Below are 25,491 nucleotides of genomic sequence, written 5' to 3'. Positions count from 1 at the left end.
ATGGAGCCTGTTTTATGGAACAGGCTCCATTTTTTGTACCGCTCGGGTAAGATAGTCCGCATGAATACTTCAATTGACATTTCCCACATCCGCAACTTCTCGATTGTTGCGCACATCGACCATGGCAAGTCCACGATCAGTGACCGCATTCTCGAGCTCACCCATACCGTCGACGAGCGCGACATGGAGTCGCAGCTGCTCGACACCATGGATATCGAGCGCGAGCGCGGCATCACGATCAAGTCCAATGCCGTTCGCGTGTCCTATGACGCCGACGATGGCGAGACGTATCAGTTCAATCTGATCGATACGCCGGGCCACGTGGACTTTACCTATGAGGTCTCGCGCTCGCTGGCAGCCTGTGAGGGCGCGGTGCTCGTTGTCGACGCCACACAGGGCGTCGAGGCACAGACCGTCTCCAACGCGACGCTTGCCATGAACGCCAATCTGGACATTGTGCCGGCCATCAACAAGATCGACCTGCCCTCGGCTCATCCCGACGAGGTTAAGACCGAGATCGAGGATGACCTGGCGATCCCTGCCGATGATGCCGTGTGTGTCTCGGGCAAGACCGGCGAGGGCATCCACGATCTGCTGGAGTCCATTGTCTTTCTGATCTCTCCGCCCAAGGGCGATGCGAATGCGCCGCTCAAGGCACTCATTCTGGATTCATACTTCGACGAGTATCGTGGCGTCGTCGCCACGGTGCGCATCTTTGACGGCTCCATCAAAAAGGGCGATACCTTGCGCATGATGCAGGCAAAGGGCGACTTTTTGGTCGATGGCGTGGGCGTCAAGCGTCCCGCCGAGACGCCGGTCGACGCGCTGACGGTCGGCGAGGTCGGATACGTGGTCACGGGCCTGAAGGACCCCGAGGCCGTTCGCGTGGGCGACACCCTTACCTGGGCGTCGAACCCCTGCCCCGAGCCGCTTCCCGGTTACCGCGAGGCTAAGCCCATGGTCTATACGGGCCTGTTCCCGATCGATAACAAGGACTACGAGAACCTGCGTGACGCGCTCGATAAGCTGCATGTCAACGACCCGTCGTTGGTGTGGGAGCCCGAGACTTCGGTGGCGCTCGGCTTTGGTTTCCGCGTTGGCTTCTTGGGCCTGCTGCATATGGAGGTCGTCAAGGAGCGCCTGGAGCGCGAGTTCAACCTGGACCTGATTGCCACGAGCCCTTCGGTGGACTATCACGTCTACAAGACCGACGGCGAGATGATTGATGTTCGCAGCCCGCAGGATCTGCCCGAGGCTACGCGCATCGAGCGCATCGAGGAGCCCTACCTCAAGGCCAAGATTATCTGTCCGCCCGAGTATACGGGTGCCGTCATGCAGCTCGCTATCGAGCATCGCGGCATTACAACCGACATGATCCATCTCACGAGCAAATCGGTCGAGATGCGTTTCGACATGCCGCTTGCCGAGCTCATTCTGGACTTTTTTGACCAGCTCAAGAGCCGCACCAAGGGTTACGCCTCGCTCGACTACGAGTTCAACGAATATCGCCCCTCCGAGCTCGTCAAGCTCGACATCCTGCTTTCGGGCGACGAGGTGGACGCGCTGTCGTTTATCGTGCACAAGGATAAGGCTTATGGCCTGGCCCGCGGTCTGTGCGACAAGCTCAAGGAAATCATTCCGCGCCAGCTGTTCGAGGTGCCTATCCAGGGCGCCATCGGCAACAAGATCATTGCCCGCTCTACCGTCAAAGCGCGCCGCAAGGACGTGCTGGCCAAGTGTTATGGCGGCGATATCTCGCGAAAGCGCAAGCTGCTCGAGAAGCAGAAAGAGGGCAAAAAGCGCATGAAGGCCATCGGCTCGGTCGAGGTTCCGCAGGAGGCCTTTATGGCGATTCTCAAGGTGGACGAGTAGGTCCATGGCACTTTCTGAATACAGCAAGCGGTTGCTTGGCGCCTATGCCGAGCAGCCGTTCCTTATGGCTCCCATGGCGGGCGTGACCGATCCCGCCTATCGCATCATGTGCCGCCGTCGCGGTGCCCATCTTGCCTATAGCGAGATGGTGAGCGTGGCGGGCCTTGCCTATGCCAGCAATAAGACGTGGCGCCTGGTACTGCCGGCCGATGAGGAGCAGCAGATCTGCGTGCAGCTCTTTGGCTCCAAGCCCGATCAGTTTGCGAGCGCTGTTGCTGCCGTCGAGGAGCGTGTGGGCGATCGCCTGTCGCTGATCGATATCAACATGGCCTGCCCGGCTCGCAAGGTCGTCACCAAGGGCGAGGGCTCGGCGCTTATGCGCACTCCCGATCTGGCCGAGCAGATCGTCGAGGCGGCGGTGGGCGCGGCGCATGTGCCCGTGACCGTAAAAATCCGTAAGGGCTTTTACGCCGAAGACCGCAACGCCGCGACGTTTGCCCAGATGCTTGAGGGAGCAGGGGCCGCCGCGGTGGCGGTACATGGTCGCTGCGCCACGCAGCTCTATACGGGCCAGGCCGATTGGTCGGTCGTCGATGAGGTGGCCGACGCCGTCGAGATTCCCGTTATCGGTTCGGGCGATGTGTTCTCGGCAGAGGACGCTGCTGAGCATCTGCAAAGCTCGGGTGCCAGCGCGGTGTTTATCGCGCGCGGCATCTACGGCAATCCATGGGTGTTCGGCGATGCCCGAGCCCTTGCACTCGATGGCACGCCGGTTCCTTCTCGCTCCTCGGTTGAGCGCCTGGATGCCCTGCGCGAGCACCTGACGCTCACGCACGAGCTGTTGCCGCTCATGTCGCGTGCCCGCACGTACGCAAGCTGGTATCTAAAGGGCATGCCCCATGCTGCCGCCTGGCGCGCTCAGGTGGTGCGTTGCTCCACATACGAGGAGTTCATGGCACTGGTCGATGATATCGAGCACGATGTGGTGGCCTGTGAGGCCGCACTTGCCGCCGGCGAGTCGGTGCCCGCTCATCCGTTGGAGGCCTAACGGTGGCCGTTACCGCGCTGTACGTGCATGTGCCGTTTTGCGCCCAAAAATGCCGGTACTGTGACTTTGACTCACGCAGTTTTGCTCCGTGCAACATGAGCGTTGCGCTCGATACCTATTTTGAGCAGTTGTATGCGCGCCTCGATGCTTTTGGCGACGCAGGCGCGCTTGCACAGATCCGCACCGTCTATGTTGGCGGCGGCACGCCGTCGCTGGCGGGGGAGCGTTTGGTAGAATTTGCCCGGCGTATCTCTGCGTGGTGCAAGCCTGTTGAGTTTACCTGCGAGGCCAATCCCGAATCGCTGACCGCAGAGCTTGCCACTGCGCTTGCCGGGGTGGGTGTCACGCGCGTCTCTCTGGGCGTGCAAACGCTCGATAACGCCGAACTTACCGCCATCGGCCGCATTCACGATGCCGATCGGGCGCTCGCTGCCATCACGACGGTCAAGGACGCTGGGCTTGTCGTGTCGTGCGACCTGATGTGCGGCCTTCCCGGGCAGACCGACCTAAGCTGGCAGCGCACACTCGATGGCGTGTTGGCGGCGGCGCCGCATCATGTGTCGGTGTACCCGCTCACGCTCGAGGAGGGCACGCCGCTCTATCGCATGGCGTGTCGCGACGAGTCGCTCGAGCCCGACGAGGATTTTCAGGCTGCATGCATGGATGCGGCGCGTGAGCGCCTGAGTGCGGCCGGCTATCACCCGTATGAGGTGGCAAGCTACGCGCTCGACGGCCATGAGTGCGCCCACAACATTGCCTATTGGACCGGACAGGGCTATCTGGGTTTGGGCCGCTCTGCCGCCGGTATGCTCGACGCCGAGGATTTCGATCGCTTGGCCGGGCTGTTTCCCGACGTGCTTGCTCGCGGCGATGCGTATCGCGTGCGCTTGGTGCAACGCGACGATGCCGCGACGACGTTTGATGCCGAGTATCTGTCGCAGCGCGAGGCGGCGGCCGAGGATTTGATGCTTGCCTGTCGCATGACGCGTGGCATTGGGCCCGATCTGTTGGTTCGCTCGGCAAGCGTGATCGCTGCAGATGAGTTGGCGGCGGCCTGCGACCGTGCGGTCGAGTTGGGCCTTGCCACCTGGGTGCCCGATCATATTGAAGGACATGCGGGGCGCGTCACCTCGAAAGACGTTATCGCAGGTCGCGTCCGTGCTCGTTTAGCGCCCACTCACTTGGGCTGGCTCGATGGAAATGTGCTGTTCGAGCTGTTTTGGGGTCTAGCCTAGGCCGCTCGGGTAGAATTACCGCAATATATACGCTGCTGTGAGCAGGAGGTTGCCGCGCATGGCGACGATGAACGAAAAAGATTACTACGAGATTTTGGGTGTCTCCAAGGACGCCACCTCGCGTGATATACAGAAAGCCTTCCAGCAAAAGGCCCGCAAGCTCCATCCGGACGTCAACAAAGAACCGGATGCCGAGGAAAAGTTCAAAGAGGTTTCCGAGGCCTATGCTGTGCTTTCGGACGAGCAGAAGCGTGCGCGCTACGACGCCATGCGCTCGGGCAATCCCTTTGCCGGCGCTCCCACGGCTTCGCCCTATGGCGGCGGTTACGCCGGCAGCGCGGGCTACGGCAATCCCTTTGAGGGCGGCTTTCCCTTTGGTGGCGCCTGGGGTCAGCCGCGTCGCGGGCAGGCTGCCTATAATCCCGAGAACGGCGCCAACGTGGTCGTCGATATTAAGCTCGACGCCAAGGAGGCCAAGGGCGGTGCCCGCAAGACCGTCCGCTATACGCGCTTCGATACCTGTGGTCACTGCGGCGGTTCGGGCTCTGTTTCGTCCGAGCATGCACATACCTGTCCGAGCTGCGGCGGTCGCGGCCACATCGATGTCGACCTGTCCTTTCTGTTTGGTGCCGGCACGTTCCAGTCTGTCTGCCCTGAGTGCGGTGGCTCCGGTAAGGTCGTCGCCGACCCCTGTCCCGATTGCGGCGGCAGCGGGCGAACCCGTGTGACCTCCGAGCAGACGATTGAGTTTCCCGCCGGCACGCACGATGGCGACGAGGTCCGTATTGGCGGCATGGGTCACGCCGGCACCAACGGCGCCTCTGGCGGTGATCTGGTCGGTCGGGCCCATGTTGAGGCCGAGCGCCTGGAAGGCAAGGCCCGTACCGGTTTTTACCTGATGGGCATCGTGGCGCCGTTTTTGGTGCTATCGGCCATCTCGGGCGTGTTCTCGGCCTTTGCCGTGATGTGCTTTATTCCGTTTGCCATGGGCCTGTTCATGGTGCTCTCGGACGGCGTGCTGCACCGCAGCCTGCTGTGGTGGAAGCGCGGCGCGATGCAGTTTGCCAACGGTTTTGCCAACGGATTTATGTTTGCGCTCGTGTCGGTTTGGTTTGCGAGCTGCTCGCAACGTGCCATGCTTTCGCCCTACGCAATGCAATAACATCAAACCCTCTGTTTGCGGCCGGCCCAGCTTGGGTATAGGACGCACTGTGACAATAATGAAAGTCGGAAGGATTCGGTCGTGTCGGAAAATAGGGATTACTACGAGGTGCTTGGCGTCGACAAGGATGCCGACGCGCGGACGATTAAGCGCGCGTTTCTAAAGAAGGCCCGTACCGTACACCCGGACGTTTCGGACGACCCCGAGGCCGAGGCTAAGTTCAAAGAGCTCAACGAGGCATATTCCGTTCTTTCCGATGAGCAGAAGCGTGCTAACTACGACCGTTACGGCACTGCCGACGGCCCCGGTGGCTCCGGCTACGTCGATATCAACGATATCTTTGGTGGCATGGGCATGGACGACTTGTTCTCGTCGTTCTTTGGCGGCGGTGCCGGCGGTGGCGCCCGCAGCCGTCGTGAGCGTCGTCGCGGACGTGATATGGCCATCTCGCTTTCGGTGACGCTCGAGGAGGCGGCGCTCGGCTGCAAAAAGACAATCAGCTATGACCGCCTTGCTCCTTGCGAGGACTGCAATGGCACCGGTAGGGCAGAGGGCGCACAGGAAAAGCAGTGCGGCCGCTGCCACGGTACGGGCTACGTCACGACGGTTCAGCGATCGTTTTTGGGCCAGGTTCAGTCTTCCTCGCCTTGCCCCGACTGCCATGGCGAGGGCACGGTTATCGATCATCCCTGCGAGACCTGCGACGGTCAAGGCCGCACGCCTTCGCACGAAAAGATCGACATCGATATTCCCGCCGGCGTTTCGACCGGTCGCCAGCTTCGTGTGAGCGGCTTTGGCGAGGCCGGCCTTCGCGGCGAGCCTTCGGGCGACCTGATTGTCAACGTGCGCGTCGCCGACCATGAGCGCTTTAAGCGCAACGGTGATGACCTGTACCTGGTGAGCGATATCTCGATTGCGCAGGCTGCGCTCGGCTGCGAGATTGAGGTCGAGGGCATTATGCCCGACGAGGTCGTTAAGGTGACGGTTCCCGCCGGCGCCCAGTACGGCGACACCGTGAGCGTCAATAATTACGGCATGCCGCGCATTGGCGGTGGCGGTTCGCGTGGCCGCCTGATCGTGCAACTGCGCGTGGTCGTTCCCACCAATCTTTCCAATAAGCAGCGCGAGCTGCTCCGTGCTTTTGCCGATGAGATGGGCGATGACGTCGCTTCTGGTAAGAAGTCGGTGACCGACCGTATCAAGAGTGCCCTCGACGATATCCTCGATTAAGGAGCCCGCGTGCTCGCACCCCATATTTCCGTCGTCAACCTCGGCTGCCGTGTCAACCGGGTTGAGTCTGACCGTATCACTGCCGATCTTATGCGCTTGGGCTTTGCTATTGTGGAGCCCCAGGATGCCGATCTGATCGTCATTAACACTTGTGCCGTTACGGGCGAGGCCGAGGCTAAGACCCGTAAGGCCGTCCGTCATGCGCTGGCCCATCCAAACGAGCCCTATGTGGTCGTGACCGGATGCGTGGTCAATTTGCATCCCGAGGAGCTGTCGGAGCTTTCGGATCGCGTGATTGCCGAGCCGTCCAAGATAGATGTCGCCGAACGTGTTTGCGAGGTGCTGGGTGTTGAGTCCGATAGCGTTCCCGCCTGCAGCGATGGCGAGGTGGTCGATGCGCTCGGTCGCTCTCGCCTGGGCGTGAAGATTCAGGATGGCTGCAACCATCGCTGCACCTATTGCATTGTGTGGAAGGCGCGCGGCCCCGAGCGCTCCGTGCCCGTCGAGTCCGTGCTCGAGCAAGTTCGCGAGGCCCAGGAGGTCGGCGTGCCCGAGGTGGTGCTGACCGGTGTGAACCTGGGTGCCTACGATGGCAAGAGCGCGACCGACGAGCACGTCGAAATCGATGAGCTGCTCGAGGCCATCATGGAGCGCACGTCTATTCCGCATGTGCGCATTTCCTCGGTCGAGCCCATGGATATCTCCGAGCGCCTGCTTAAGGTTATGGCGCGCTACCCGCAGCGTATCGCCCCGTTTTTGCACCTGCCCGTGCAGTCCGGCTGCACGGCGACCCTGCATCGCATGGGCCGTCCCTATAGCGCCGAGGCCTTTGAGGACACGGTGCGTATGATTCGCGCCAACTTGCCCCAGGCGTCCCTTTCGTGCGATGTCATCGTCGGTTTTCCTGGTGAGACGGACGAGGAGTTCGAGGAGTCGCTGGCGCTGTGCCGCCGTGTGGGTTTCTCGCGTATGCACGTGTTCCGCTACAGCAAGCGTCCCGGTACCCTTGCTGCCGACATGCCCGACCAGGTGCCACCCGAGGTTATGGCCGAGCGCAGCCGCCGTATGCGGGCCGCCGCACAGGAGCTCGCTATTGCCGACGCTCGTCGTCGCGTGGGCACGGTCGAGCGTGCCGTGCTCGAGTATGGTGACAACCTGACGCTTGGCTCGTTCCATCATGCCCGTCTTGACGATACCTGTGGACTTACAGCCCCGTGCCTGCTCGATGTTGCTATCATCGGAGTCGATGATTCCGGCTTGGTCCATGCACGCAGGGAGGTTCATGGAAGCCTCGAAGATTAGACTTACCGTTCCCGAGGGTATTGACCCCTCGCGCGTTTTGGGTGCCGGCGACGGCGTCCTTCGTGCGCTGGAGAGCTCAGTTCGCGCCCACGTGGTCGCCCGTGGCGACAGCATCGCCGTGAGCGGTGACCCGGACGAGGTCGAACTGGTCGCGCGTTTTTTCGAACATGCCTTTCGTGAGGCTGCTTCCGGGCGCACGCTTTCTGCCGACGATGTCTCTCGCTGCCTGGCCGTCTTGCGCGACGGTGAGCACGAGGCTACGTCGCTTCGCGATGACGTGCTGCTTTCGTATCGCGGTCGCGTCATTCGCCCCAAGACGCTCGGTCAAAAGCGCTATGTGGATGCCATCCGCTCAAATACCATCACGTTTGGCTTGGGTCCTGCCGGTACCGGTAAGACCTATCTGGCCATGGCGCTCGCTGTTGCCGCACTCAAGCGTCACGAGGTGGGCCGTCTGATCTTGACGCGTCCGGTTGTCGAGGCGGGGGAGAACCTGGGCTTTTTGCCCGGCACCCTCGAGGAAAAGATCGATCCGTACATGCGCCCGCTCTACGACGCCCTATTTTGCATGATGGATCGCGAGCGCACCGATGAGCTCATGGAGCGCGGCGTGATCGAGATCGCCCCGCTTGCCTACATGCGCGGCCGCACGCTGAGCGACGCCTTCGTGGTGCTCGACGAGGCCCAAAATACCACGCCCGAGCAGATGAAGATGTTTCTGACGCGCCTGGGCTTTAACTCCAAGTTTGTGATTACCGGCGACCTGAGCCAGCGTGACCTGGTGGGCCGTCGTGGTGGCTTGGCGGATGTCGAGAAGATTTTGGGCCGTGTCGACGATGTCGCATTTTCTCACCTCGAGCGTGCCGACGTGGTGCGCCATGCCCTGGTGGGACGTATCGTCGAGGCATATGATGCTTATGATGACGTGCGCGAGCAGCGCCCGCGCGACCGAAAGGAGTCCCGTTGAGTGTATTGATCAGCAACGATGCCGAGCTCGATACGCTGCTCGACGCGCAGGAGGTAGAACACATCTGCGAGGTCGTGCTTGCCGCCGAAGGCGTTGAGCGTGAAGTCGAGATTTCCCTTTCGTATGTCGACGAGGACGAGATGCACGAGCTCAACCACGAGTGGCGCGGCATCGACCGCACCACCGATGTGCTCTCGTTTGAATGCGACTCGGCCTTTGACGATGACATTCCCGCCGATGAGACGCTCGAGCTCGGCGATATCATCTTGGCCCCGGAGGTCATTGCCCGTCAGGCCCCCGGTTTTGGCAATAGCCCCGCTGACGAGTGCCGCCTGATGCTCGTGCATGGCATGCTGCACCTGCTGGGGTATGACCATATCGAGGACGACGAGGCCGAGGTCATGGAGGCCCGCGAGGACGCCATCCTGCGCGATCTGGCGCTCGAGCGCGGCGAGGACCCCAAGCTGGTCCACGTCGGCCCCATCACCAACCACGCCCACGACTAGGAGCCGTCTATGATTCCCGGATCGAACAAGGACCATCCGTCCTTCTTAAAGTCGTTCTCCTACGCCATGGAGGGCTTCGTCACCGCCGTCAAGACCGAGCGCAATATTAAGGTCATGCTCGTTGCGGGCGTGTGCACCGTCATTGCCGGCTGCATCGTGTGGCTCGACATTGCCGAGTGGGCCACGATTATCATCTGTTGTGGCCTGGTGATTCACGGCGAGCTATGCAACACCGCCATGGAGGCGATTGTCGATCTGGCGACCCAGGAGCTCCATCCGCTGGCAAAGCGCGCGAAGGATATCGCCGCCGCCTCCGTATACGTTCTTTCCATCACCGCCGCGATTGTGGGCTTGCTGGTATTTGCCCACGCGCTCGGCTTTATCTAGAAAGGGATTTTCATGTCCGACACTATGCAGCCTATCGATGAAATTTTGGACGACGAGGTCCTGGATGCGGCGGATGCCGAAGCGGCCGAAGCATACGAGGAAGTCGAGGAATTCGATCCGTTTGAGGGCATGAGCGACGAGGAGCTCGACGCCCTGTGCGACGAGGACGATAGCCTCGCGGGCTTTGGCGACGTTGAACCCGGTTTTCGCAGCGGCTTCGTAGCCCTGGTCGGACGCCCCAACGCCGGCAAGTCCACGCTGCTCAACGCCTGCTATGGCAAAAAGGTCGCCATCACCTCGCCGGTGGCACAGACGACCCGCCGTCGCATGCGCGCCGTCGTCAACCGTCCCGGCTACCAGCTGGTCTTTGTCGATACCCCGGGTATTCATAAGCCCAAGGACGGCCTGGGGTCCGAGCTCAACAAGAGCGCACTGTTCGAGTTGAACGATGTCGACGTCGTCGCGTTTTTGATTGATGCCACCAAGCCCATCGGCAGGGGAGACGCCTGGGTTGCCGAGCGTGTCAGATGCGCTCGTTGCAAGAAGGTCCTGGTGCTCACCAAGGCCGATGAGGCCGACCCCGCACAGGTCATGGAGCAGCTTAAGGCTGCCCACGAGCTTATGGAATATGACGACGAGATTGTGACGTCGTCGGTTAAGAACTTCAACGTCGATGCCTTTATAGAGACCGTTGCGCACTTTTTGCCTGAGGGTCCGCGTTGGTTCCCCGAGGACATGGGTACTGACGCTTCCGATGAGACGCTCGTTGCCGAGTTTGTGCGCGAGAAGGTCTTGCGCCGCACCCGTGATGAGATTCCGCACTCCGTTGGCGTGATCTGCGATGCGCTCGAGCAGACCAAGAAGGTGCTGCGCGTGCACGCCACCATTTACGTCGAGCGCGAGGGCCAAAAGGGCATCATCATCGGCAAGGGCGGCGAGATGATCAAGCATATCGGTATCGACGCCCGACGCGATCTTGAACGCATTTTTGGCACGCAGGTCTTTTTGGAGCTGGACGTGAAGGTCAAGGCCGGCTGGCGTGACGACGAGGCCCAGATTCGCCGCTTTGGCTACAACGCCGAGGACTAAGGACGCGCGGCGCGCATGGCAGGCTCCCGGACATATCGCACCAAGGTGCTCGTCCTCGACAAGACGAAGCTCAAAGAGACCGACCTGATCTTGACGATGCTTGACGAGCGGGGGCGGCAGGTTCGTGCCGTGGCAAAGGGCGCCCGCAAACCCGGCGGACGCCTGGCTGCGCGCTGCGAGCTGTTCTGTACGGTCGATATGCTGCTCGCACATGGACGGTCACTCGACGTGGTTTCCCAGGCCGAGCTTATGGAGGCGCCGCTCGGCGCTGCGCCCGATTACGAGACGACCTGCGCCGCAAGCGCGATCGCCGAGGTTGCGCGCGTGTGCTCGTTCGAGGACGCCGAGGACCCGTTTACCTTTGCCATCACGCAGCGAGCGCTTGCCCTGGTGGGCAGCGGGCTTGACACGGCGCATATGGACCTACTTGTGGCGGCATATGTCTTTAAGCTGCTGTCGCACGTTGGCTATCGACCCGATTTTTCGGCCTGCGTGCTGTGCGGAGACCCCATGCTGTCGTATTTTTCACCCCAGGCGGGCGGTCTCATGTGCGGGTCGTGCGCGTCGAGCGTTCCAGGTGCCGAACTGGTGTCGACCGGTGAGACCGCATGGCTGCGCGCCCTCATGTCCATGACCTTCGATGCGCTCATGGCCGAGCGAATCGACCCGCATACGGCGGCATTCCTGCTCGGGCTTTCGCATGTGTGGGCTGCGACGCACACCGATCAACGCCTCCGTGCGATGGAATTCATGTTGGGTCGGTGATGATGCGCAGGCGCGGGCTGCTTGTGGTATCATGCCGACCTGTTGGTACCTCGACCTTGGTTGCTCGCTCCACCGGCGGCTTCCCAGTCCGAGGCGAATCGAGTCGCCCGCGGGCGACGTAAAACGAAAGGTGAAACAATGACTGTTTCCAAAGAGCGCAAGGCGGAGCTGACTGCCCAGTTCGGTAACACCCCGGTCGACACCGGCAACCCCAAGGTTCAGGTCGCCATCCTGTCCGAGCGCATCAAGGAGCTGACCGAGCACATGAAGTCCCACCAGAAGGACTTCCACACCCGTCGTGGCCTGCTCATGCTCGTCGGCCGTCGTCGTCGTCTTCTCTCCTACATCAAGAAGAACGACATCGTCGAGTACCGTGAGCTCATCAAGGCTCTGGGCATCCGCGACAACATCCAGTAGGATTTGTACATGCTAAGAGCGTCCTGCGCAGCGGGGCGCTCTTTTTGTGTAAGGGCGCGAACAATCACGCTCTGAAGCGTGGCGGGGGCAGGGGGCCCGCGTCACATGAGAAGCCCGCAGGCAAGGGGTCTGCGGGGTAAAGGAGAACAATGACACTCGTATCCAAGACCTTTGAGCTGTACGGCAAGACCTACACCTTTGAGTCGGGCGAGCTTGCCAAGCAGGCCACCGGCGCCTGCCTGGTCAAGCAGGGTGACACCACGATGCTCGACACCGTGGTCGTCTCCAAGGAGCGTAAGAACTACGACTTCTTCCCGCTGACCGTCGACTTCAACGAGAAGATGTACGCCGCCGGCCGCATCCCGGGTGGCTACCTCAAGCGTGAGGGCCGTCCCAGTGAGAAGGCTACGCTCACCGCGCGCATGATCGACCGTCCGATTCGCCCGAGCTTCCCGGATGGCTTCCGCAACGAGGTGCACATCGTCGCCACCTCGCTCGTCGCCGACCAGGTCAACCCCTTCGACGTCATCAACGTCATGGGTGCTTCTCTGGCCATGACGCTCGGCGGCGTGCCCTTCGAGGGTCCGCTTGCCTGCGTGCGCATCGGCCGTAACGTGGAGACCGGCGAGTTTATCGTCAACCCCACCTACGAGGAGCGCGAGAACTCCGATCTGGACCTGGAGCTGGGCGGCTCTGCCGACTTCATCTCGATGGTCGAGGCCGGCGCCGAGGAGATCTCCGAGGACGACATGCTCGCCGCCATGAAGTTTGGCCAGGAGGCCCTTGCTGCTTTCTGCCAGGCTCAGGACGAGTTCGTTGCCGAGTGGGAGCAGGTCAACGGCCCCATCGTCAAGAAGGAGTACCCGCTCGACCAGCCCGTCGAGGAGGTCCAGGAGCGCATCTTCGCCCACTACGACGAGATGGCAGCCGCCCTTCGCGACGCCGACAAGCTCTCCCGTATCGGCAAGGTCGAGGCTCTGAAGGAGTCCATCCGTGCCGAGTTTACCGAGCAGGAGCAGGCCGCTTGGGAGCGCGAGATCCCCGTGGCGCTCAAGAAGCTCGAGAAGAAGGCCATGCGCACCATGGTCGTCGAGACCGGTGAGCGCGTCGACGGCCGTGCCGCCGACGAGATCCGTCCCATCATGGTGAAGGACAACTACCTGCCGCTCGTTCACGGCTCCGGCCTGTTCCAGCGTGGCCAGACCCAGGTGCTCTCCGTCCTGTCGCTCGGCATGCTCAACGAGGGCCAGCGTCTGGATACCATCGAGCCCACCGAGGGCAAGCGCTACATGCACCACTACAACTTCCCGCCTTTCTGCACCGGCGAGACCGGCCGCATGGGCAGCCCCAAGCGCCGCGAGATCGGCCATGGCAATCTGGCCGAGCGCGCTCTGCTTCCGGTGCTTCCCGACGAGAACGAGTTCCCCTACGCCATCCGCGTCGTCTCCGAGGTCATGGAGTCCAACGGCTCCTCTTCGATGGCTTCGACCTGCGGCTCCACGCTCGCCCTTATGGACGGCGGCGTGCCCATTAAGCGCCCGGTCTCCGGTATCGCCATGGGCCTGATCCAGGAGGAGGGCAAGACCGTGGTCCTGTCCGACATCCAGGGTCTCGAGGACTTCCTGGGCGACATGGACTTTAAGGTCACCGGTACCACCGAGGGCATCACCGCCCTGCAGATGGACAACAAGGCCACCGGCCTCACCTTCGACATCCTGGCCCGCGCTCTGCAGCAGGCCAAGGAGGGTCGCGCCTTCATCCTGCAGAAGATGCTCGATGTGATCCCCGAGCCGCGCCACACCACGCGCAGCACCGCTCCGCGCATCGTCTCCATCCAGGTTCCGACCGACAAGATCCGCGACGTCATCGGTTCCGGCGGTAAGGTCATCCGCGGTATCCAGGATGAGACCGGCGCTTCGGTCGACATCCAGGAGGACGGCACCGTCTTTGTCGGCGGCACCGGCGAGTCCGTGGACCAGGCTGTCGAGCGCATCAAGCTCATCATCAAGGTTCCCGAGCCGGGCGAGGAGTACACCGGTCGCGTGGTCTCCATCCAGCCCTTCGGCGCCTTCGTCAACCTGCTGCCCGGTAAGGACGGCCTGCTGCACATCTCTCGCGTCGCCAAGGGCCGCGTGGAGAAGGTCGAGGACGTCCTCAACGTGGGCGACGAGGTCAAGGTCGTCGTCATCGAGGTTGACGATCGCGGCAAGATCTCGCTCGATCGTCTTGACAAGCCCGAGGCCCCGGCTCGCGCCGAGGGTGCTTCCGAGGGCGACGGCGAGCACTTCCAGCGCCGTGAGCGTCCGCGTCGCGAGCGCTCCGAGCGCAGCGACCGTCCGCGCCGTCCCGGCGACAACGGAGGCCGCAAGCCCCGCCGTCACCACGACGCCGAGTAACAGCTAAACATAAGCAGCTCAACAAGGGCGACTCCTAAGGGGGTCGCCCTTTTGCTATTCCCGGCGGGGTCCGCGGATAAAGTTTCCTGCTCTACAGTCCTGCTCACGACGGAGGCCACATTAAGTGGCCTCCTGTTCGTGCGGAACTCGCGATAAACTTTACCCGCGGCCCCCGCCGGGAATAGCAAAAGGGCTGGTTGGTGCGGGTTTCGATTTTGTCAGATGGTCAATTCAGCTTTCCTTTTTTCTGAATTGTCGATAGCTGCACACCCGGCATATCCTCAGATAAAACCAACCAAAATAAACCTGTCCCATTTTGGCAGGTCTGGTCTCAGCGGGCCCGGCACGGGCTAAGTTTATCGTGAGTTCCGCACGCAAAGGAAAGCACTTAATGTGCTTTCCGTCTTGCGCAGGACTGTAGAGCAGGAAACTTAGCCCGTGCCGGGGCCGCTGAGCCCTGACCGGCGGGATACACAGGTTCAGATGGGGCTTTGATGCATGGGTGGTCTGTTGTTGTGCAAATGGGTATCATACTGTGGTTATTGCATCGACTCTGCGATGCATGTTTGTACGTTCCCGGCGGTCGGTTTGCCAGAAGCGCCCCGTCGGTTGTTCCAGACCCGTTTCGAAGAAAGGAAACCACACTAACCTATGGCAGCTAAAAAATCATCTCCCTTGAAGATCATTCCGCTCGGCGGCCTTGACGGCATCGGCAAGAACATGACGGTCTTCGAATGCGGCGACGACATGGTGCTCGTTGACGCTGGCCTCATGTTCCCCGACGATTCCCAGCCCGGTATTGACCTGGTGCTTCCCGACTACACCTATGTTCTGGAGAACGAGGAGAAGCTCCGCGGTATCGTCGTCACCCACGGCCACGAGGACCACACCGGTTCGCTTCCGTATCTGCTGCAGGACCTCAACAAAAAGGTGCCCATCTTCTCGAGCAAGCTGACGCTTGGCTTTATCGAAGGCAAGCTTTCTGAGTTCCGCATCCGCGCACCCAAGTTCCGCGAGGTTAAGGGCGGCAGCCATGTCAACCTCGGCGGCATCTCGCTCGACTTCTTCTCGATGACGCACTCCATCCCCGGCGCTCTGGGCGTGTTCATTCGCACCAATCAGGGCACCGTTATGCACACTGGCGACTTTAAGCTCGACCAGACGCCCATCGATGGTGTCACGCCCGACTATGCCGCTATCAGCCGCTTTGCCAAGCAGGGCATCGACCTGTTGCTGTCCGACTCCACCAATGCCACGGTTCCCGGCTTTACCAAGTCCGAGGCCGAGGTTGGTCCCAACCTACTGCATGCCATCAAGAACGCCCCGGGTCGCGTGTTCGTCGCTTCGTTCTCGAGCCATATCCATCGTTTGCAGCAGATCTGCGATGCCGCCCGCAAGTGCGGCCGTAAGGTCGTTGTGACCGGTCGCTCCATGCTCACCAACACCCGCGTCGCGCGCGAGCTGGGCTACCTCAACATCGACGATGCCGATATCATCGATGCCTTCGATATCGATAACCTGCCCGACGACAAGATCGTCGTCATGTGCACCGGTTCGCAGGGCGAGCCGCTGTCGGCCCTTTCCCGCATGGCCAATGGCGAGCACAAGACGCTCTCCATCCACGAGGGCGATACCGTCATCCTCTCGGCAACTCCTGTTCCCGGCAACGAGAAGGCCGTCCAGCAGGTCGTCAACAGCCTGGCCAAGCTCGGCTGCGACGTGTGGGATAAGAACCGCGCTCTCGTCCACGTCTCCGGTCACGGTAGCCAGGAGGAGCTCAAGCTCCTGATGGCCATGGCCAAGCCCACGTACTTTATGCCGGTTCACGGTGAGGCCGTGCATCTGCGCGCCCATGCCCAGCTGGCCCGCAAGATGGGCATCAAGGACGATCATATCTTTATCCTCGATAACGGCGACACGCTCGAGATGCGCGGCGGTATCGTCAAGCGCGGTACGCCCGTCGAGTCCGGCGTCGTCTACGTCGACGGCCTGCGTATCGGTGATACCGACCCCATCGTCTTGCGCGATCGCCAGAAGCTCGCCAACGACGGTATGGTTACCGCTGTTGCCATCGTCTCGCTCAAGCACAAGAAGATTGAGGCTATCGAGTTTTCGGGCCGCGGTGTCTCGTTTGCCATCGACGACCAGTTCTCCGAGGATGCCTCCGCGTCCATCATGAAGACGATCGAGAAGGGCAAGTTTAGCTTTACGAGCAGCGGCTCCGATGCCATTCGCAAGGCCGTGCGCGATTCGCTCTCCAACTTTATTTGGAGCCGTACGCGCACCCGTCCGATGATCATCCCGGTCGTCATGGAGGTTTAGTTTGGCGCGCGGATCTGCACAAAACGCCAAAGGCAATAAGACCAATAACCAACCGGCATCTGCTAAGGGTGCCGGTTCCCATCTGCGTGCCAATAAGGGCCACGAGGCGGACTTTGACGATTTTGAGCCCCTGGTCGAGCCCTCGGCCAACCGCGATATCGCCGGCGTGGTCATCGCCGTTTTGGCGATTGCGTCCTTCATTGCCGTGATTTCGCCGGCGACTGCACCCGTTACGGCTGCGGTTGCCGGTTTCTACCACCTGGGCTTTGGTCTGGGCGCCTACGTGCTGCCGATCGTTATTTTGCTGTTTGCCGCCACGCTCTTTTTAGGCGAGGACTCGCCGCTCAACGTGCGCTCTGTTGCGGGCGGAGCCGTGGTCTTTATCGCCGTCGTCTCCATTCTTTCGCTGATGGTGCCGGGTACGAGTGTCTCGTGTGACCTTATGTTCACGCCGCAAAATTTGTCCGCCTCGGGTGGCTACATCGGTGCGTTTATTGCGAGTGCGCTGCAGAATGCCCTGGGTAAGCCTATCGCTATGGTAGTCCTGTTGGGCCTTGTCGTCGTGGGCTTGGTCATCATCGGCTTTTCGGTGGGTGGCGTGCTGCGCTCTGCTCGCGACCGTGCGGCCGATTTTGCCGAGCGCCGTCGTGCCGATGTCAACGCCAGCCCGTGGGGTGACGACGAAGCCCTGTCGGTGCCCGGCGTTGCCCGTCCGCACCTGAGCATTCTTCGTCAAAAGGGCTCCGCTGCTGCCGTGACCACGGTCATGGGCAACGATGTGGACCCGGTTTTGGACGATGACGACGAGGACGAGAATCCGTTTGTCGACGTGTCCGAGTCGGTTGAGGTTGAGCGCGCTAAGACGACGCTGCTGCCGCGCCGCCATGCCAAGAAGGGCAAGGCTGCGCCTAAGCTCAATACGAGTGAGCCCGACCCGTCTTGGTCCGATAGCGAGATTGAGCTCACTGAGGGCGATGACGAGGACGACGAGGCGCCGATTGAGACCGCAAAGACAACTTTGCTGCCGAGTCGCCATGCCAAGCGCGAACAGGTAACCGGCCAGCTTTCGATGGAAGACGACCCCGATAAGATTGACGAGTCCGAGCCGCCGTTTGCCGTGAATCCTGTCTCGGCAGCACCTCAGATTCCCGACTTCTTGAAGCATCCCAAGGTTGCCGATGCGCCTGCCTCGAGTGCTGTCGGATCGGCTGCGGCTAGGGATGGGGGAGCGGACGGCGGCGCCGCAGATAACGAGGGCGAAGAAGAGGATGGCCTTAAGCTTCCGCCACTCGAAATCCTGCATGCCAAGCCGCAGTCGGCGTCCTCCGCGTCTTCTGACAAGGAGCTGGAACAGACTGCCGAGTCGCTTCAGTCCACGTTGCTTGAGTTTGGCCGCAGTGCCCGCGTGGTCGGCTGGATCGCCGGCCCCACGGTGACGACCTTTAAGCTGCAACCTGGCGAGGGCGAGCGCGTGAGCAAGATCTCGAGCCTCGAGGACGATATCGCGCTTTCGCTCGCTGCCCAGTCGGTGCGTATCTTTGCCCCGATCCCCGGCACCTCGCTCGTGGGCATCGAGATCCCCAATCGCAAGCGCCAGAACGTCAACCTGGGCGACGTGCTGCCCTATGTGAAGGGCGGTCCGCTCGAGCTCGCAATCGGGCGCGATGCCGAGGGCACGCCGGTCGTCGCCGACCTTGCCAAGATGCCCCACCTGCTGATCGCCGGTACCACTGGTTCCGGTAAGTCGGTGATGATCAACTCCATCATCACGACCCTGCTCATGCGCGCGCTTCCCGAGGACGTTCGCTTGATCATGGTCGACCCCAAGCGCGTCGAGCTTGCGGGCTATAACGGCCTGCCGCATCTTTATGTACCGGTCGTTACCGAACCCAAGCAGGCCGCGAGCGCTCTGCAATGGGCCGTGTCCGAGATGGAGCGTCGCCTGAAGGTCTTCGAGCGCCTTAACGTGCGTAAGATCTCGACCTACAACGAAAAGCAGGCCGCCGGCGAGTTTGAGCATTACGACAACCCGCCGCAAAAGATGCCCTACCTGGTCATCATTATTGACGAGCTTTCGGACCTGATGATGGTTGCCGGCAAGGACGTCGAGGCGTCGATTGTGCGTATCGCCCAGCTGGGCCGTGCCGCCGGTATTCATCTTATCGTGGCCACGCAGCGCCCCAGCTCCAACGTGGTGACGGGCCTTATCAAGGCCAACATCACCAACCGCATCGCCTTTAACGTCGCCACGGGTATCGACTCGCGCGTCATCATCGACCAGATGGGTGCCGAAAAGCTTACCGGTTTGGGCGACATGCTGTTCTCCAAGGTCGACTGGGGCAAGCCTCGCCGTATTCAGGGATGCTTTGTTTCGGATGATGAGATCAACGAGATTGTCGAGTTCGTCAAGTCGCAGAGCGAGCCCGACTACCACGAGGAGATTCTGTCTGCCGTGGCGCCCGCTTCCATGTCCATGGCGGGTGGCGGCGGTATTGTCCGCACCGGAGTCGCCGAGCCGCAAGACGATGATCCGCTCATTTGGGAAGCCGCCCATATTGTGGTGGAATCGCAGCTTGGTTCCACATCTGGCCTGCAACGTCGTCTGAAGGTTGGCTATGCGCGTGCCGGGCGTATTATGGACATGCTGGAAGAAAAGGGTGTCGTCGGCCCGCCCGACGGTTCCAAGCCGCGCGAGGTCCTGTTGGACGAGGAGGGGCTTGCCGCGCTGGAATCTGTCGACGCCGAGATGGCACGTGAAGATCGTGAGTTTGGAGGATTCTGATGGCTGCACGCTTTGGTGATATGCTGCTCGAGCAGCGTCGCCGAATGGGCCTTTCCATTCAGCAGGTCGCCAACACCATCAAAATCAGGCCGCAGATCATCGAGTTTTTCGAGACCGGTAACTTTGCCTCGATGCCGCCGCGCGGCTATGCGCAGGGCATGATTTCGAGCTATGCTCGCTTTTTGGGCCTCAATCCGCGCGAGGTCGTCAATGCCTACTTTGACGACCTGATGGCATACGAACGCGAGACGTCCCAGCAGGGCGGTCGTTTTCAGGACGCCGCCGGCTACGTCAATTCGCGTTCCTCGGTCGATAACGGGCGCTTCCTGATGGTTCAGGGCGGTCGTTCGACCCGCTATGGACAGCGTCCTCAGCAGGCCGGTTATATTACCGAGACGGGTTCGGGCGAGGAGATTCGCTCACAGCGTGACCGGTTCCGCAGTACGCCGATGCCCGAGGACCGTGCACTTCCCGCTGCCCGCGGCGTGGCGCGTGACCCTCGTGCCGGCTACGGGGACGGCGGCTATTCCGATCGCGGTTACCGTGGTGCCTCTATGCGACGCTCTCGCGGTGGCTATGCGGATGCCGATACCACGCAGGTGACGCCGCGTCTTCGCTCTCAATCACAGCCGTATGGCCAGCACTCTTCGGCTTCGCGTTCGGGCCAGCGTGGCTATCAAGGCCGCGGTGAGCTTGCGCCCCGCTCGGGTCAGCGCAGCCTTCAGGGCCAGGGCGGCTATCGCGGCCGTTCCGATAGCAATCGCGGTCGTATGCCTCAGGGAGGCGGCCGCAGCAGTTCCGGTCGTGGACGCGGCGGATCACGTACTCCTCAAAACAACGGGCTCGATCCGCGTATCGTCTACGCCGGCATCGGTGCCGTTGTGCTGCTGTTGATTGTGCTCATCGTGGTGCTTCTGCGTGGCTGCGCATCTTCGGCGCCCGAGAACACGCCCGAGACGCCCACTGCTACCAAGATGACGACCAAGAAGTCTTCTAAGAAGACCGAAACGGTCGACGAGGACGATGACACCGATGAGGCGACGGATGAGTCGACTGATTCGGACGCTACCAAGACGACGGCCAAGAAGGAAGAGAACGAGGTCACGAAGGTCAAAGTCTCCGTTGCCAAGGGAAAGACCGCGTGGATTGAGGTCAAGGTTGACGGCAAGTCGGTCTATGGCGCCCAGGCGACTGGCCCCTTTGAGCAGGAGTACACGCCCGAGTCTTCGATCGAGATCACCACGTCCAAGCCTTCCGATGTCACCGTTACCAAGAACGGTGAAAAGGTTCGTTACGATACCAAGACCTCGGGCGTGGCGCGTGTGACGATCACCGTTCCCAAGAAGGAGACGTCTGATTCCGAGAATGGTGAAAGTTCTGATGGTACCGACACCACCGATGGTACCGATACCACCGACGGTACCGATGCCCAGTCCACGGATGGCGCCGATACCGCAACTGACGGTCAGACACCCACCGATTCTACCGACAATTCGTACGATAGCTACTAGGCCGCTCGTACGCGAAAGGAAACATCATGGCTAAAGATTCCAGCTTCGACGTCGTGTCCGAGGTCAACATGCAAGAGGTCGATAACGCCTTTCAGCAGACCACGCGCGAGATTTCCCAGCGCTATGACCTTAAGGATTCCGGCGCCACGATCGAGCTTTCGAAGGGCGACAAGCTCTTTACGATCAACGCCCCGGCCGACTTTGTCTCCAAGCAGATTGTCGACGTGCTGAGCTCCAAGCTCATCAAGCGCGGCATCGACCTCAAGGCCGTCTCGTGGGATGCTCCGCAGGCGGCATCGGGCGGCACCGTGCGCGTGCTCGGCCATATCGTCGAGGGTATCGACCAAGCGACCGCCAAGAAGATCAACAAGGACATCAAGGACCAAAAGCTCAAGGTCAAGGTGACCATCGAGGCCGACAAACTGCGTGTTTCCTCTGCTTCGAAGGACGCGTTGCAGTCCGTGATCCAGTTCCTGCGCGACCAGGACTACGGCCAGCCGCTGCAGTTCACCAACTACCGCTAATATCAATCGAAAGGACCGCTCTCCAACATGGATACACCGTTGGGCTCCGTGCTCTACATCACCCTCGGGTGCGCTAAGAACGAGGTTGACACTGACCGCATGCGTTCTCTTTTGACCGCCGCGGGCTACGAGGAGGCATTCGACCCGCAGGATGCCGATATTGCCATCGTCAATACTTGCTCGTTCCTCGCCTCCGCAACGTCCGAGAGCATCGAGACCACGCTCGAACTCGCCAACGAGGTTCAGGACGGCGTTCGTTCTTGCCCCATCGTCATGTGCGGCTGCGTGCCGTCGCGCTATGGCGATGACCTACCTGACGAGCTGCCCGAGGTCGCTGCCTTTGTGAAGGCCGACGAGGAGGACGGCATCGTGGCGGTCATCGATGGCGTGCTGGGTGTCGAGCGCGAGATTGCAGCCTATATCCCGCAGGTCAAACGCACCGTCGAGGGTGCTGTCGCCTACGTCAAGATTTCCGATGGCTGCAACCGCTTCTGCAGCTTCTGCATGATTCCCTACATCCGCGGCCGCTATCATTCGCGCAATGCCGAGAGCATCATCTCCGAGGTGCGCGACCTGGTTGCCGGCGGTGTGCGCGAGATCGTGCTGATCGGCCAGGACACGGGCATCTGGGGTACCGACTTTGCCGACGAGGACGTCGCCGATGGCTCGCCGCGCAATCTGGCGCAGCTGCTGCGTGCCGTCGCCGAGGCCGTGCGCCCGCACAACGTCTGGGTCCGCGTGCTCTATCTGCAGCCCGAGGGCATGACTGACGAACTCATCGAGACGATTCGCGATACGCCCGAGGTGCTGCCCTATATCGATATCCCCGTGCAGCACTGCGACGCGCGCATTCTCAAGGCCATGCGCCGTTCTGGTTCGCGCCAGGAGCTCGAGGATCTGTTCCGCGACCTTCGCGAGCGCATCCCCGGCATCGTGATTCGTTCCACGGCCATGGTCGGCTTCCCGACCGAGACCGACGACGAGTTCCGCGATCTTATCGACTTTATGGACACCGTCGGCTTTGACTACACGAGTGTCTTTGCCTACTCGCAGGAGGAGGGCAGCCTGGCCGCTAAGATGGAGGGTCAGGTCGACGAAGAGGTCAAGCTCGAGCGCGCCCAGGAGGCCATGGACCTGGCCGAGTCGCTCGGTTTTGCCGCCACCGCCGCACATGTGGGTGAGCGCGCCCAGGTAATCGTCGACGGTATCGAAGAGACCGAGGATGGCGCCGAGCTGATCGGCCATGCCTGGTTCCAGGCGCCCGATTCCGATGGCGCGGTGCATCTGGACGCCAGCGAGGCGTCCGTGGGCGATATTCTGACCGTCGAGTTTACCGATAGCTTCTGCTATGAGCTTATCGGTCATGTTGTGGAGTAGGAGAGCGTCGTGGCTAACGAGAGCAATAAGGAACTGACGAGTGTCTGGACGCCCGCCAACATCGTGACGTGCGTGCGCATCGTCTTTATCCCGGTGTTCATGATCGTGTCGGCGCTTTCTCACACGAGTGTTGCCGGTACGGATTGGAGCACCTTTGACGGTCCGCTCGCCGCCGCTGCCTTCATTCTGTATGTGATCCTGTCGTGCACCGATAAGGTCGACGGTTATCTGGCGCGTTCGCGCAACGAGATCACCGACTTCGGTAAATTCTTGGACCCCATCGCCGATAAGCTGCTCGTGTTCTCGGCCCTGCTGCTGTTCTTGGATTTTGGCGCAGTGACCGTGTGGTCCGTGTTCATTATCCTGTTCCGTGAGCTTCTGGTGAGCGCCCTTCGCATGGTCGCGAGTGCGGCCGGTGTGGTCGTTGCGGCCGATAAGCTCGGCAAGTACAAGACGGCAACCACGATGGTCTCCATTTGCGGTTACCTGTGCGTTTTTGCTATGGCCGGCTTGCACCTTGGCCCGGTGGCGCTAACGCTCGGCATCTACTCGGTGTCGCGCTTCCTGTACGCCGTTGCCGTTGTCCTGACCGTTATCTCGGGCGCCCAGTACTTCTGGAACTGCCGCAAGATCGTCTTTTCGGTCTAGGTCCTGGTGGGTATGACGGACTCTTTTGAGCAGATTTCCGCACATAACGAGGAGCTGGCGCGTGATATTGTCGAGCGCGCGAGCGCTCGGGGCGTGACGGTTTCGACGGCTGAGTCGCTGACGGCGGGTATGATCGCCTCGACGATTGCCGATATCCCGGGCGCCTCGGCGGTGCTGCGTGGCGGTGCGGTGACCTATTGCGATGAGATTAAGCATCGCGTTCTTGGTGTTGAGCAGGAGACGCTTGACCGCTATACCGCGGTGTCGCATCAGACCGCGCGCGAGATGGCGGTGGGTTCGCTGGAGCTGTACCAGAGCGATATTGCAGTGAGCGCAACGGGCTATGCCGGCCCCGGCGGTGGCACTGAGGACGATCCGGCGGGCACTTTCTATATTGGCTGGGCGCATCGTTCCGCCGATGGGGGCGTGCCGGTTGTGGACTCTGTGCGCTGCCACTATGAGGGCGACCGTTCGTGTGTTCGTGCCCATGCGGTCACGGAGGCATTGGGTCGCATTGCCCTTGTGCTCAACTCTATGGTATAGACGTGTTTTAAGGGGCCTTCGAGCCCCTTAATTGTGGAGATAGGGACCTTAGGCTCATTTGGCGTTTGTGCTGGTTGTAGATGTATTTTTGCCTGCCTTGTTCATATTTGGTCCTTTGTGGTCAAGCATTTGGTCAGTGTTTGGTCGGCGTTTGGTTGGGTTTTGGAAAGACCGCCTGCATATGATTGGCCTGAACGGTTGACCACGAACAGCCGTTCGTTTATTATCGATGCAGGTTGTTAAGAGGAGGGCTATTCATGGCCAAGAATTCAGGTCCCGTACGTACCGTTCATGCTCGCACGACGGGTAAAGAGCGCGATGAGATGATCGCCACCACCAAGGCCGAGATCGAGAAGAAATTCGGCCAGGGTTCCATCATGAGGTACGGCGACGGTGGTCCCGAGCTCGAGGTCGAGGCCATTCCCACGGGCGCCCTGGCCCTCGATGCCGCGCTGGGTATCGGCGGCGTGCCGCGCGGCCGTATCGTCGAGATTTACGGTCCTGAGTCCTCCGGTAAGACGACGCTTTCGCTCGAGATTTTGGCAGAGGCCCAGGCAATGGGTGGCGTTGTGGCATTTATCGATGCCGAGCATGCGCTCGATCCCACGTATGCCGCGCGCATTGGCGTGGATATCGACGAGGTACTGATTTCCCAGCCCGATACGGGTGAGCAGGCGCTCGAGATCGTTGACATGCTCGTGCGTTCCGGCGCCATCGATGCCATCGTCGTCGACTCTGTCGCCGCGCTGACCCCGCGTGCCGAGATCGAGGGAGAAATCGGCGACACTACGGTCGGTCTTCAGGCTCGCCTGATGAGCCAGGCGCTCCGTAAGCTCGCCGGCTCGCTTTCTAAGTCCAACACGACGTGCATCTTCATTAATCAGCTGCGTGAGAAGATCGGCGTCATGTTCGGCAACCCCGAGACTACGACGGGCGGCCGCGCCCTTAAGTTTTTCTCTTCGGTGCGTATCGACATTCGCCGTATCGACAGCATTAAGCTTAAGGACGAGGTTATCGGTAACCGCGTGCGCGCCAAGGTCGTTAAGAACAAGGTGGCAGCTCCGTTCCGTTCTGCTGAGTTCGACATCATGTACGGTACGGGCATCTCTAAGGAGGGCTCGATTCTGGACATGGCTGTCGAGTGCGGCATCTGCAAGAAGATGGGCTCCTGGTTTGCCTATGGCGAGGACAAGCTCGGCAACGGTCGCGAGGCCGCCAAGGCGTTCCTGCGCGAACACCCCGATTGCGCTGACGAGATTGAGCATAAGGTCCGCCTTGCCTGCGGACTTGAGTTTGATGACGATGCTCCGTCCGAGGTCGAGCTGACCGATCAGCCTGCGCCTGAGGAGTTTGACGAGCTTTACGCCATCGATGGTTCCGCCATGCTCGATGATGACGACGAGTAGCG

The 25,491-nt window shown here is 61.1% G+C and carries 21 protein-coding genes; all 21 read left to right on the top strand.

Annotation, left to right across the window (positions count from 1 at the left end; translation table 11 throughout):
• Window positions 1-60 precede the first annotated feature (60 nt).
• Window positions 61-1,872 carry a translation elongation factor 4 gene (gene lepA, locus AAAX75_RS04335; RefSeq protein WP_117770326.1) on the top strand — a complete coding sequence of 604 codons (1,812 nt, stop codon included), beginning with the start codon at window positions 61-63 and terminating at the stop codon, window positions 1,870-1,872.
• Between the two features lie 4 nt (window positions 1,873-1,876).
• Window positions 1,877-2,920, top strand: coding sequence for a tRNA dihydrouridine synthase DusB (gene dusB, locus AAAX75_RS04330; protein WP_138374182.1), 1,044 nt, complete (start codon window positions 1,877-1,879; stop codon window positions 2,918-2,920).
• 2 nt (window positions 2,921-2,922) lie between these two features.
• Entirely contained in the window at window positions 2,923-4,155 is a 1,233-nt protein-coding gene (gene hemW, locus AAAX75_RS04325) for a radical SAM family heme chaperone HemW (protein ID WP_195211969.1), read from the top strand.
• 58 nt (window positions 4,156-4,213) lie between these two features.
• Entirely contained in the window at window positions 4,214-5,317 is a 1,104-nt protein-coding gene (locus AAAX75_RS04320) for a DnaJ domain-containing protein (protein ID WP_171021457.1), read from the top strand.
• A gap of 81 nt (window positions 5,318-5,398) precedes the next feature.
• Window positions 5,399-6,547, top strand: a complete 1,149-nt coding sequence (gene dnaJ, locus AAAX75_RS04315) for a molecular chaperone DnaJ (protein ID WP_138374184.1) — start codon at window positions 5,399-5,401, stop codon at window positions 6,545-6,547.
• 9 nt (window positions 6,548-6,556) lie between these two features.
• Window positions 6,557-7,849, top strand: coding sequence for a MiaB/RimO family radical SAM methylthiotransferase (locus tag AAAX75_RS04310; RefSeq protein WP_349091220.1), 1,293 nt, complete (start codon window positions 6,557-6,559; stop codon window positions 7,847-7,849).
• Window positions 7,830-8,816 carry a PhoH family protein gene (locus tag AAAX75_RS04305; RefSeq protein WP_349091219.1) on the top strand — a complete coding sequence of 329 codons (987 nt, stop codon included), beginning with the start codon at window positions 7,830-7,832 and terminating at the stop codon, window positions 8,814-8,816. The genes AAAX75_RS04310 and AAAX75_RS04305 overlap by 20 nt, the downstream gene beginning before the upstream one ends.
• On the top strand, window positions 8,813-9,322 hold the full coding sequence (ybeY, locus tag AAAX75_RS04300; protein WP_260699294.1) for an rRNA maturation RNase YbeY: 510 nt from the start codon (window positions 8,813-8,815) through the stop codon (window positions 9,320-9,322). The genes AAAX75_RS04305 and ybeY overlap by 4 nt, the downstream gene beginning before the upstream one ends.
• Before the next feature lie 9 nt (window positions 9,323-9,331).
• A complete protein-coding gene (locus tag AAAX75_RS04295) occupies window positions 9,332-9,709 on the top strand; it encodes a diacylglycerol kinase family protein (protein ID WP_349091218.1) in 378 nt (125 codons plus the stop codon).
• A 12-nt stretch (window positions 9,710-9,721) separates the two neighbouring features.
• Window positions 9,722-10,798 (top strand): GTPase Era, encoded by a 1,077-nt coding sequence (gene era, locus AAAX75_RS04290; protein WP_349091217.1) that lies wholly within the window; start codon window positions 9,722-9,724, stop codon window positions 10,796-10,798.
• A 15-nt stretch (window positions 10,799-10,813) separates the two neighbouring features.
• Entirely contained in the window at window positions 10,814-11,563 is a 750-nt protein-coding gene (gene recO, locus AAAX75_RS04285) for a DNA repair protein RecO (protein ID WP_349091216.1), read from the top strand.
• A 138-nt stretch (window positions 11,564-11,701) separates the two neighbouring features.
• The gene (gene rpsO, locus AAAX75_RS04280) at window positions 11,702-11,980 is read left to right on the top strand and encodes a 30S ribosomal protein S15 (RefSeq protein WP_035138510.1); all 279 of its coding nucleotides are present in this window, start codon (window positions 11,702-11,704) and stop codon (window positions 11,978-11,980) included.
• 149 nt (window positions 11,981-12,129) lie between these two features.
• Window positions 12,130-14,376 (top strand): polyribonucleotide nucleotidyltransferase, encoded by a 2,247-nt coding sequence (locus tag AAAX75_RS04275; RefSeq protein WP_349091215.1) that lies wholly within the window; start codon window positions 12,130-12,132, stop codon window positions 14,374-14,376.
• 651 nt (window positions 14,377-15,027) lie between these two features.
• A complete protein-coding gene (locus AAAX75_RS04270; protein ID WP_349091214.1) occupies window positions 15,028-16,698 on the top strand; it encodes a ribonuclease J in 1,671 nt (556 codons plus the stop codon).
• Between the two features lies 1 nt (window position 16,699).
• Window positions 16,700-19,480, top strand: coding sequence for a DNA translocase FtsK 4TM domain-containing protein (locus AAAX75_RS04265; RefSeq protein WP_349091213.1), 2,781 nt, complete (start codon window positions 16,700-16,702; stop codon window positions 19,478-19,480).
• Window positions 19,480-20,991: a helix-turn-helix transcriptional regulator gene (locus tag AAAX75_RS04260; RefSeq protein WP_349091212.1), complete on the top strand. Its 1,512-nt coding sequence runs from the start codon at window positions 19,480-19,482 to the stop codon at window positions 20,989-20,991. The genes AAAX75_RS04265 and AAAX75_RS04260 overlap by 1 nt, the downstream gene beginning before the upstream one ends.
• Window positions 20,992-21,017: 26 nt before the next feature.
• A complete protein-coding gene (locus AAAX75_RS04255; RefSeq protein ID WP_161160281.1) occupies window positions 21,018-21,515 on the top strand; it encodes a YajQ family cyclic di-GMP-binding protein in 498 nt (165 codons plus the stop codon).
• Between the two features lie 27 nt (window positions 21,516-21,542).
• The gene (rimO, locus tag AAAX75_RS04250; RefSeq protein WP_022094698.1) at window positions 21,543-22,892 is read left to right on the top strand and encodes a 30S ribosomal protein S12 methylthiotransferase RimO; all 1,350 of its coding nucleotides are present in this window, start codon (window positions 21,543-21,545) and stop codon (window positions 22,890-22,892) included.
• A gap of 9 nt (window positions 22,893-22,901) precedes the next feature.
• Window positions 22,902-23,540 carry a CDP-diacylglycerol--glycerol-3-phosphate 3-phosphatidyltransferase gene (pgsA, locus tag AAAX75_RS04245; protein ID WP_040359858.1) on the top strand — a complete coding sequence of 213 codons (639 nt, stop codon included), beginning with the start codon at window positions 22,902-22,904 and terminating at the stop codon, window positions 23,538-23,540.
• 12 nt (window positions 23,541-23,552) lie between these two features.
• Window positions 23,553-24,083 (top strand): CinA family protein, encoded by a 531-nt coding sequence (locus AAAX75_RS04240; RefSeq protein ID WP_035138501.1) that lies wholly within the window; start codon window positions 23,553-23,555, stop codon window positions 24,081-24,083.
• A 257-nt stretch (window positions 24,084-24,340) separates the two neighbouring features.
• Entirely contained in the window at window positions 24,341-25,489 is a 1,149-nt protein-coding gene (gene recA / locus AAAX75_RS04235; protein WP_022094695.1) for a recombinase RecA, read from the top strand.
• The last annotated feature ends 2 nt before the right edge of the window (window positions 25,490-25,491 follow it).

The sequence above is a fragment of the Collinsella sp. CLA-ER-H7 genome (assembly GCF_040092345.1).
Lineage (GTDB): Bacteria > Actinomycetota > Coriobacteriia > Coriobacteriales > Coriobacteriaceae > Collinsella.
This window is presented reverse-complemented; position numbering and strand designations above follow the sequence as displayed.

What these genes read in the sequence shown, in the direction of transcription:
- AAAX75_RS04305 (WP_349091219.1), top strand. Translation starts at nt 7,830, where the DNA reads ATGGAAGCCTCGAAGATTAGACTTACCGTTCCCGAGGGTATTGACCCC.
- AAAX75_RS04275 (WP_349091215.1), top strand. Translation starts at nt 12,130, where the DNA reads ATGACACTCGTATCCAAGACCTTTGAGCTGTACGGCAAGACCTACACC.
- recO (WP_349091216.1), top strand. Translation starts at nt 10,814, where the DNA reads ATGGCAGGCTCCCGGACATATCGCACCAAGGTGCTCGTCCTCGACAAG.
- dusB (WP_138374182.1), top strand. Translation starts at nt 1,877, where the DNA reads ATGGCACTTTCTGAATACAGCAAGCGGTTGCTTGGCGCCTATGCCGAG.
- AAAX75_RS04240 (WP_035138501.1), top strand. Translation starts at nt 23,553, where the DNA reads ATGACGGACTCTTTTGAGCAGATTTCCGCACATAACGAGGAGCTGGCG.
- recA (WP_022094695.1), top strand. Translation starts at nt 24,341, where the DNA reads ATGGCCAAGAATTCAGGTCCCGTACGTACCGTTCATGCTCGCACGACG.
- rpsO (WP_035138510.1), top strand. Translation starts at nt 11,702, where the DNA reads ATGACTGTTTCCAAAGAGCGCAAGGCGGAGCTGACTGCCCAGTTCGGT.
- AAAX75_RS04260 (WP_349091212.1), top strand. Translation starts at nt 19,480, where the DNA reads ATGGCTGCACGCTTTGGTGATATGCTGCTCGAGCAGCGTCGCCGAATG.
- era (WP_349091217.1), top strand. Translation starts at nt 9,722, where the DNA reads ATGTCCGACACTATGCAGCCTATCGATGAAATTTTGGACGACGAGGTC.
- AAAX75_RS04320 (WP_171021457.1), top strand. Translation starts at nt 4,214, where the DNA reads ATGGCGACGATGAACGAAAAAGATTACTACGAGATTTTGGGTGTCTCC.
- rimO (WP_022094698.1), top strand. Translation starts at nt 21,543, where the DNA reads ATGGATACACCGTTGGGCTCCGTGCTCTACATCACCCTCGGGTGCGCT.
- AAAX75_RS04295 (WP_349091218.1), top strand. Translation starts at nt 9,332, where the DNA reads ATGATTCCCGGATCGAACAAGGACCATCCGTCCTTCTTAAAGTCGTTC.
- AAAX75_RS04270 (WP_349091214.1), top strand. Translation starts at nt 15,028, where the DNA reads ATGGCAGCTAAAAAATCATCTCCCTTGAAGATCATTCCGCTCGGCGGC.
- AAAX75_RS04255 (WP_161160281.1), top strand. Translation starts at nt 21,018, where the DNA reads ATGGCTAAAGATTCCAGCTTCGACGTCGTGTCCGAGGTCAACATGCAA.
- lepA (WP_117770326.1), top strand. Translation starts at nt 61, where the DNA reads ATGAATACTTCAATTGACATTTCCCACATCCGCAACTTCTCGATTGTT.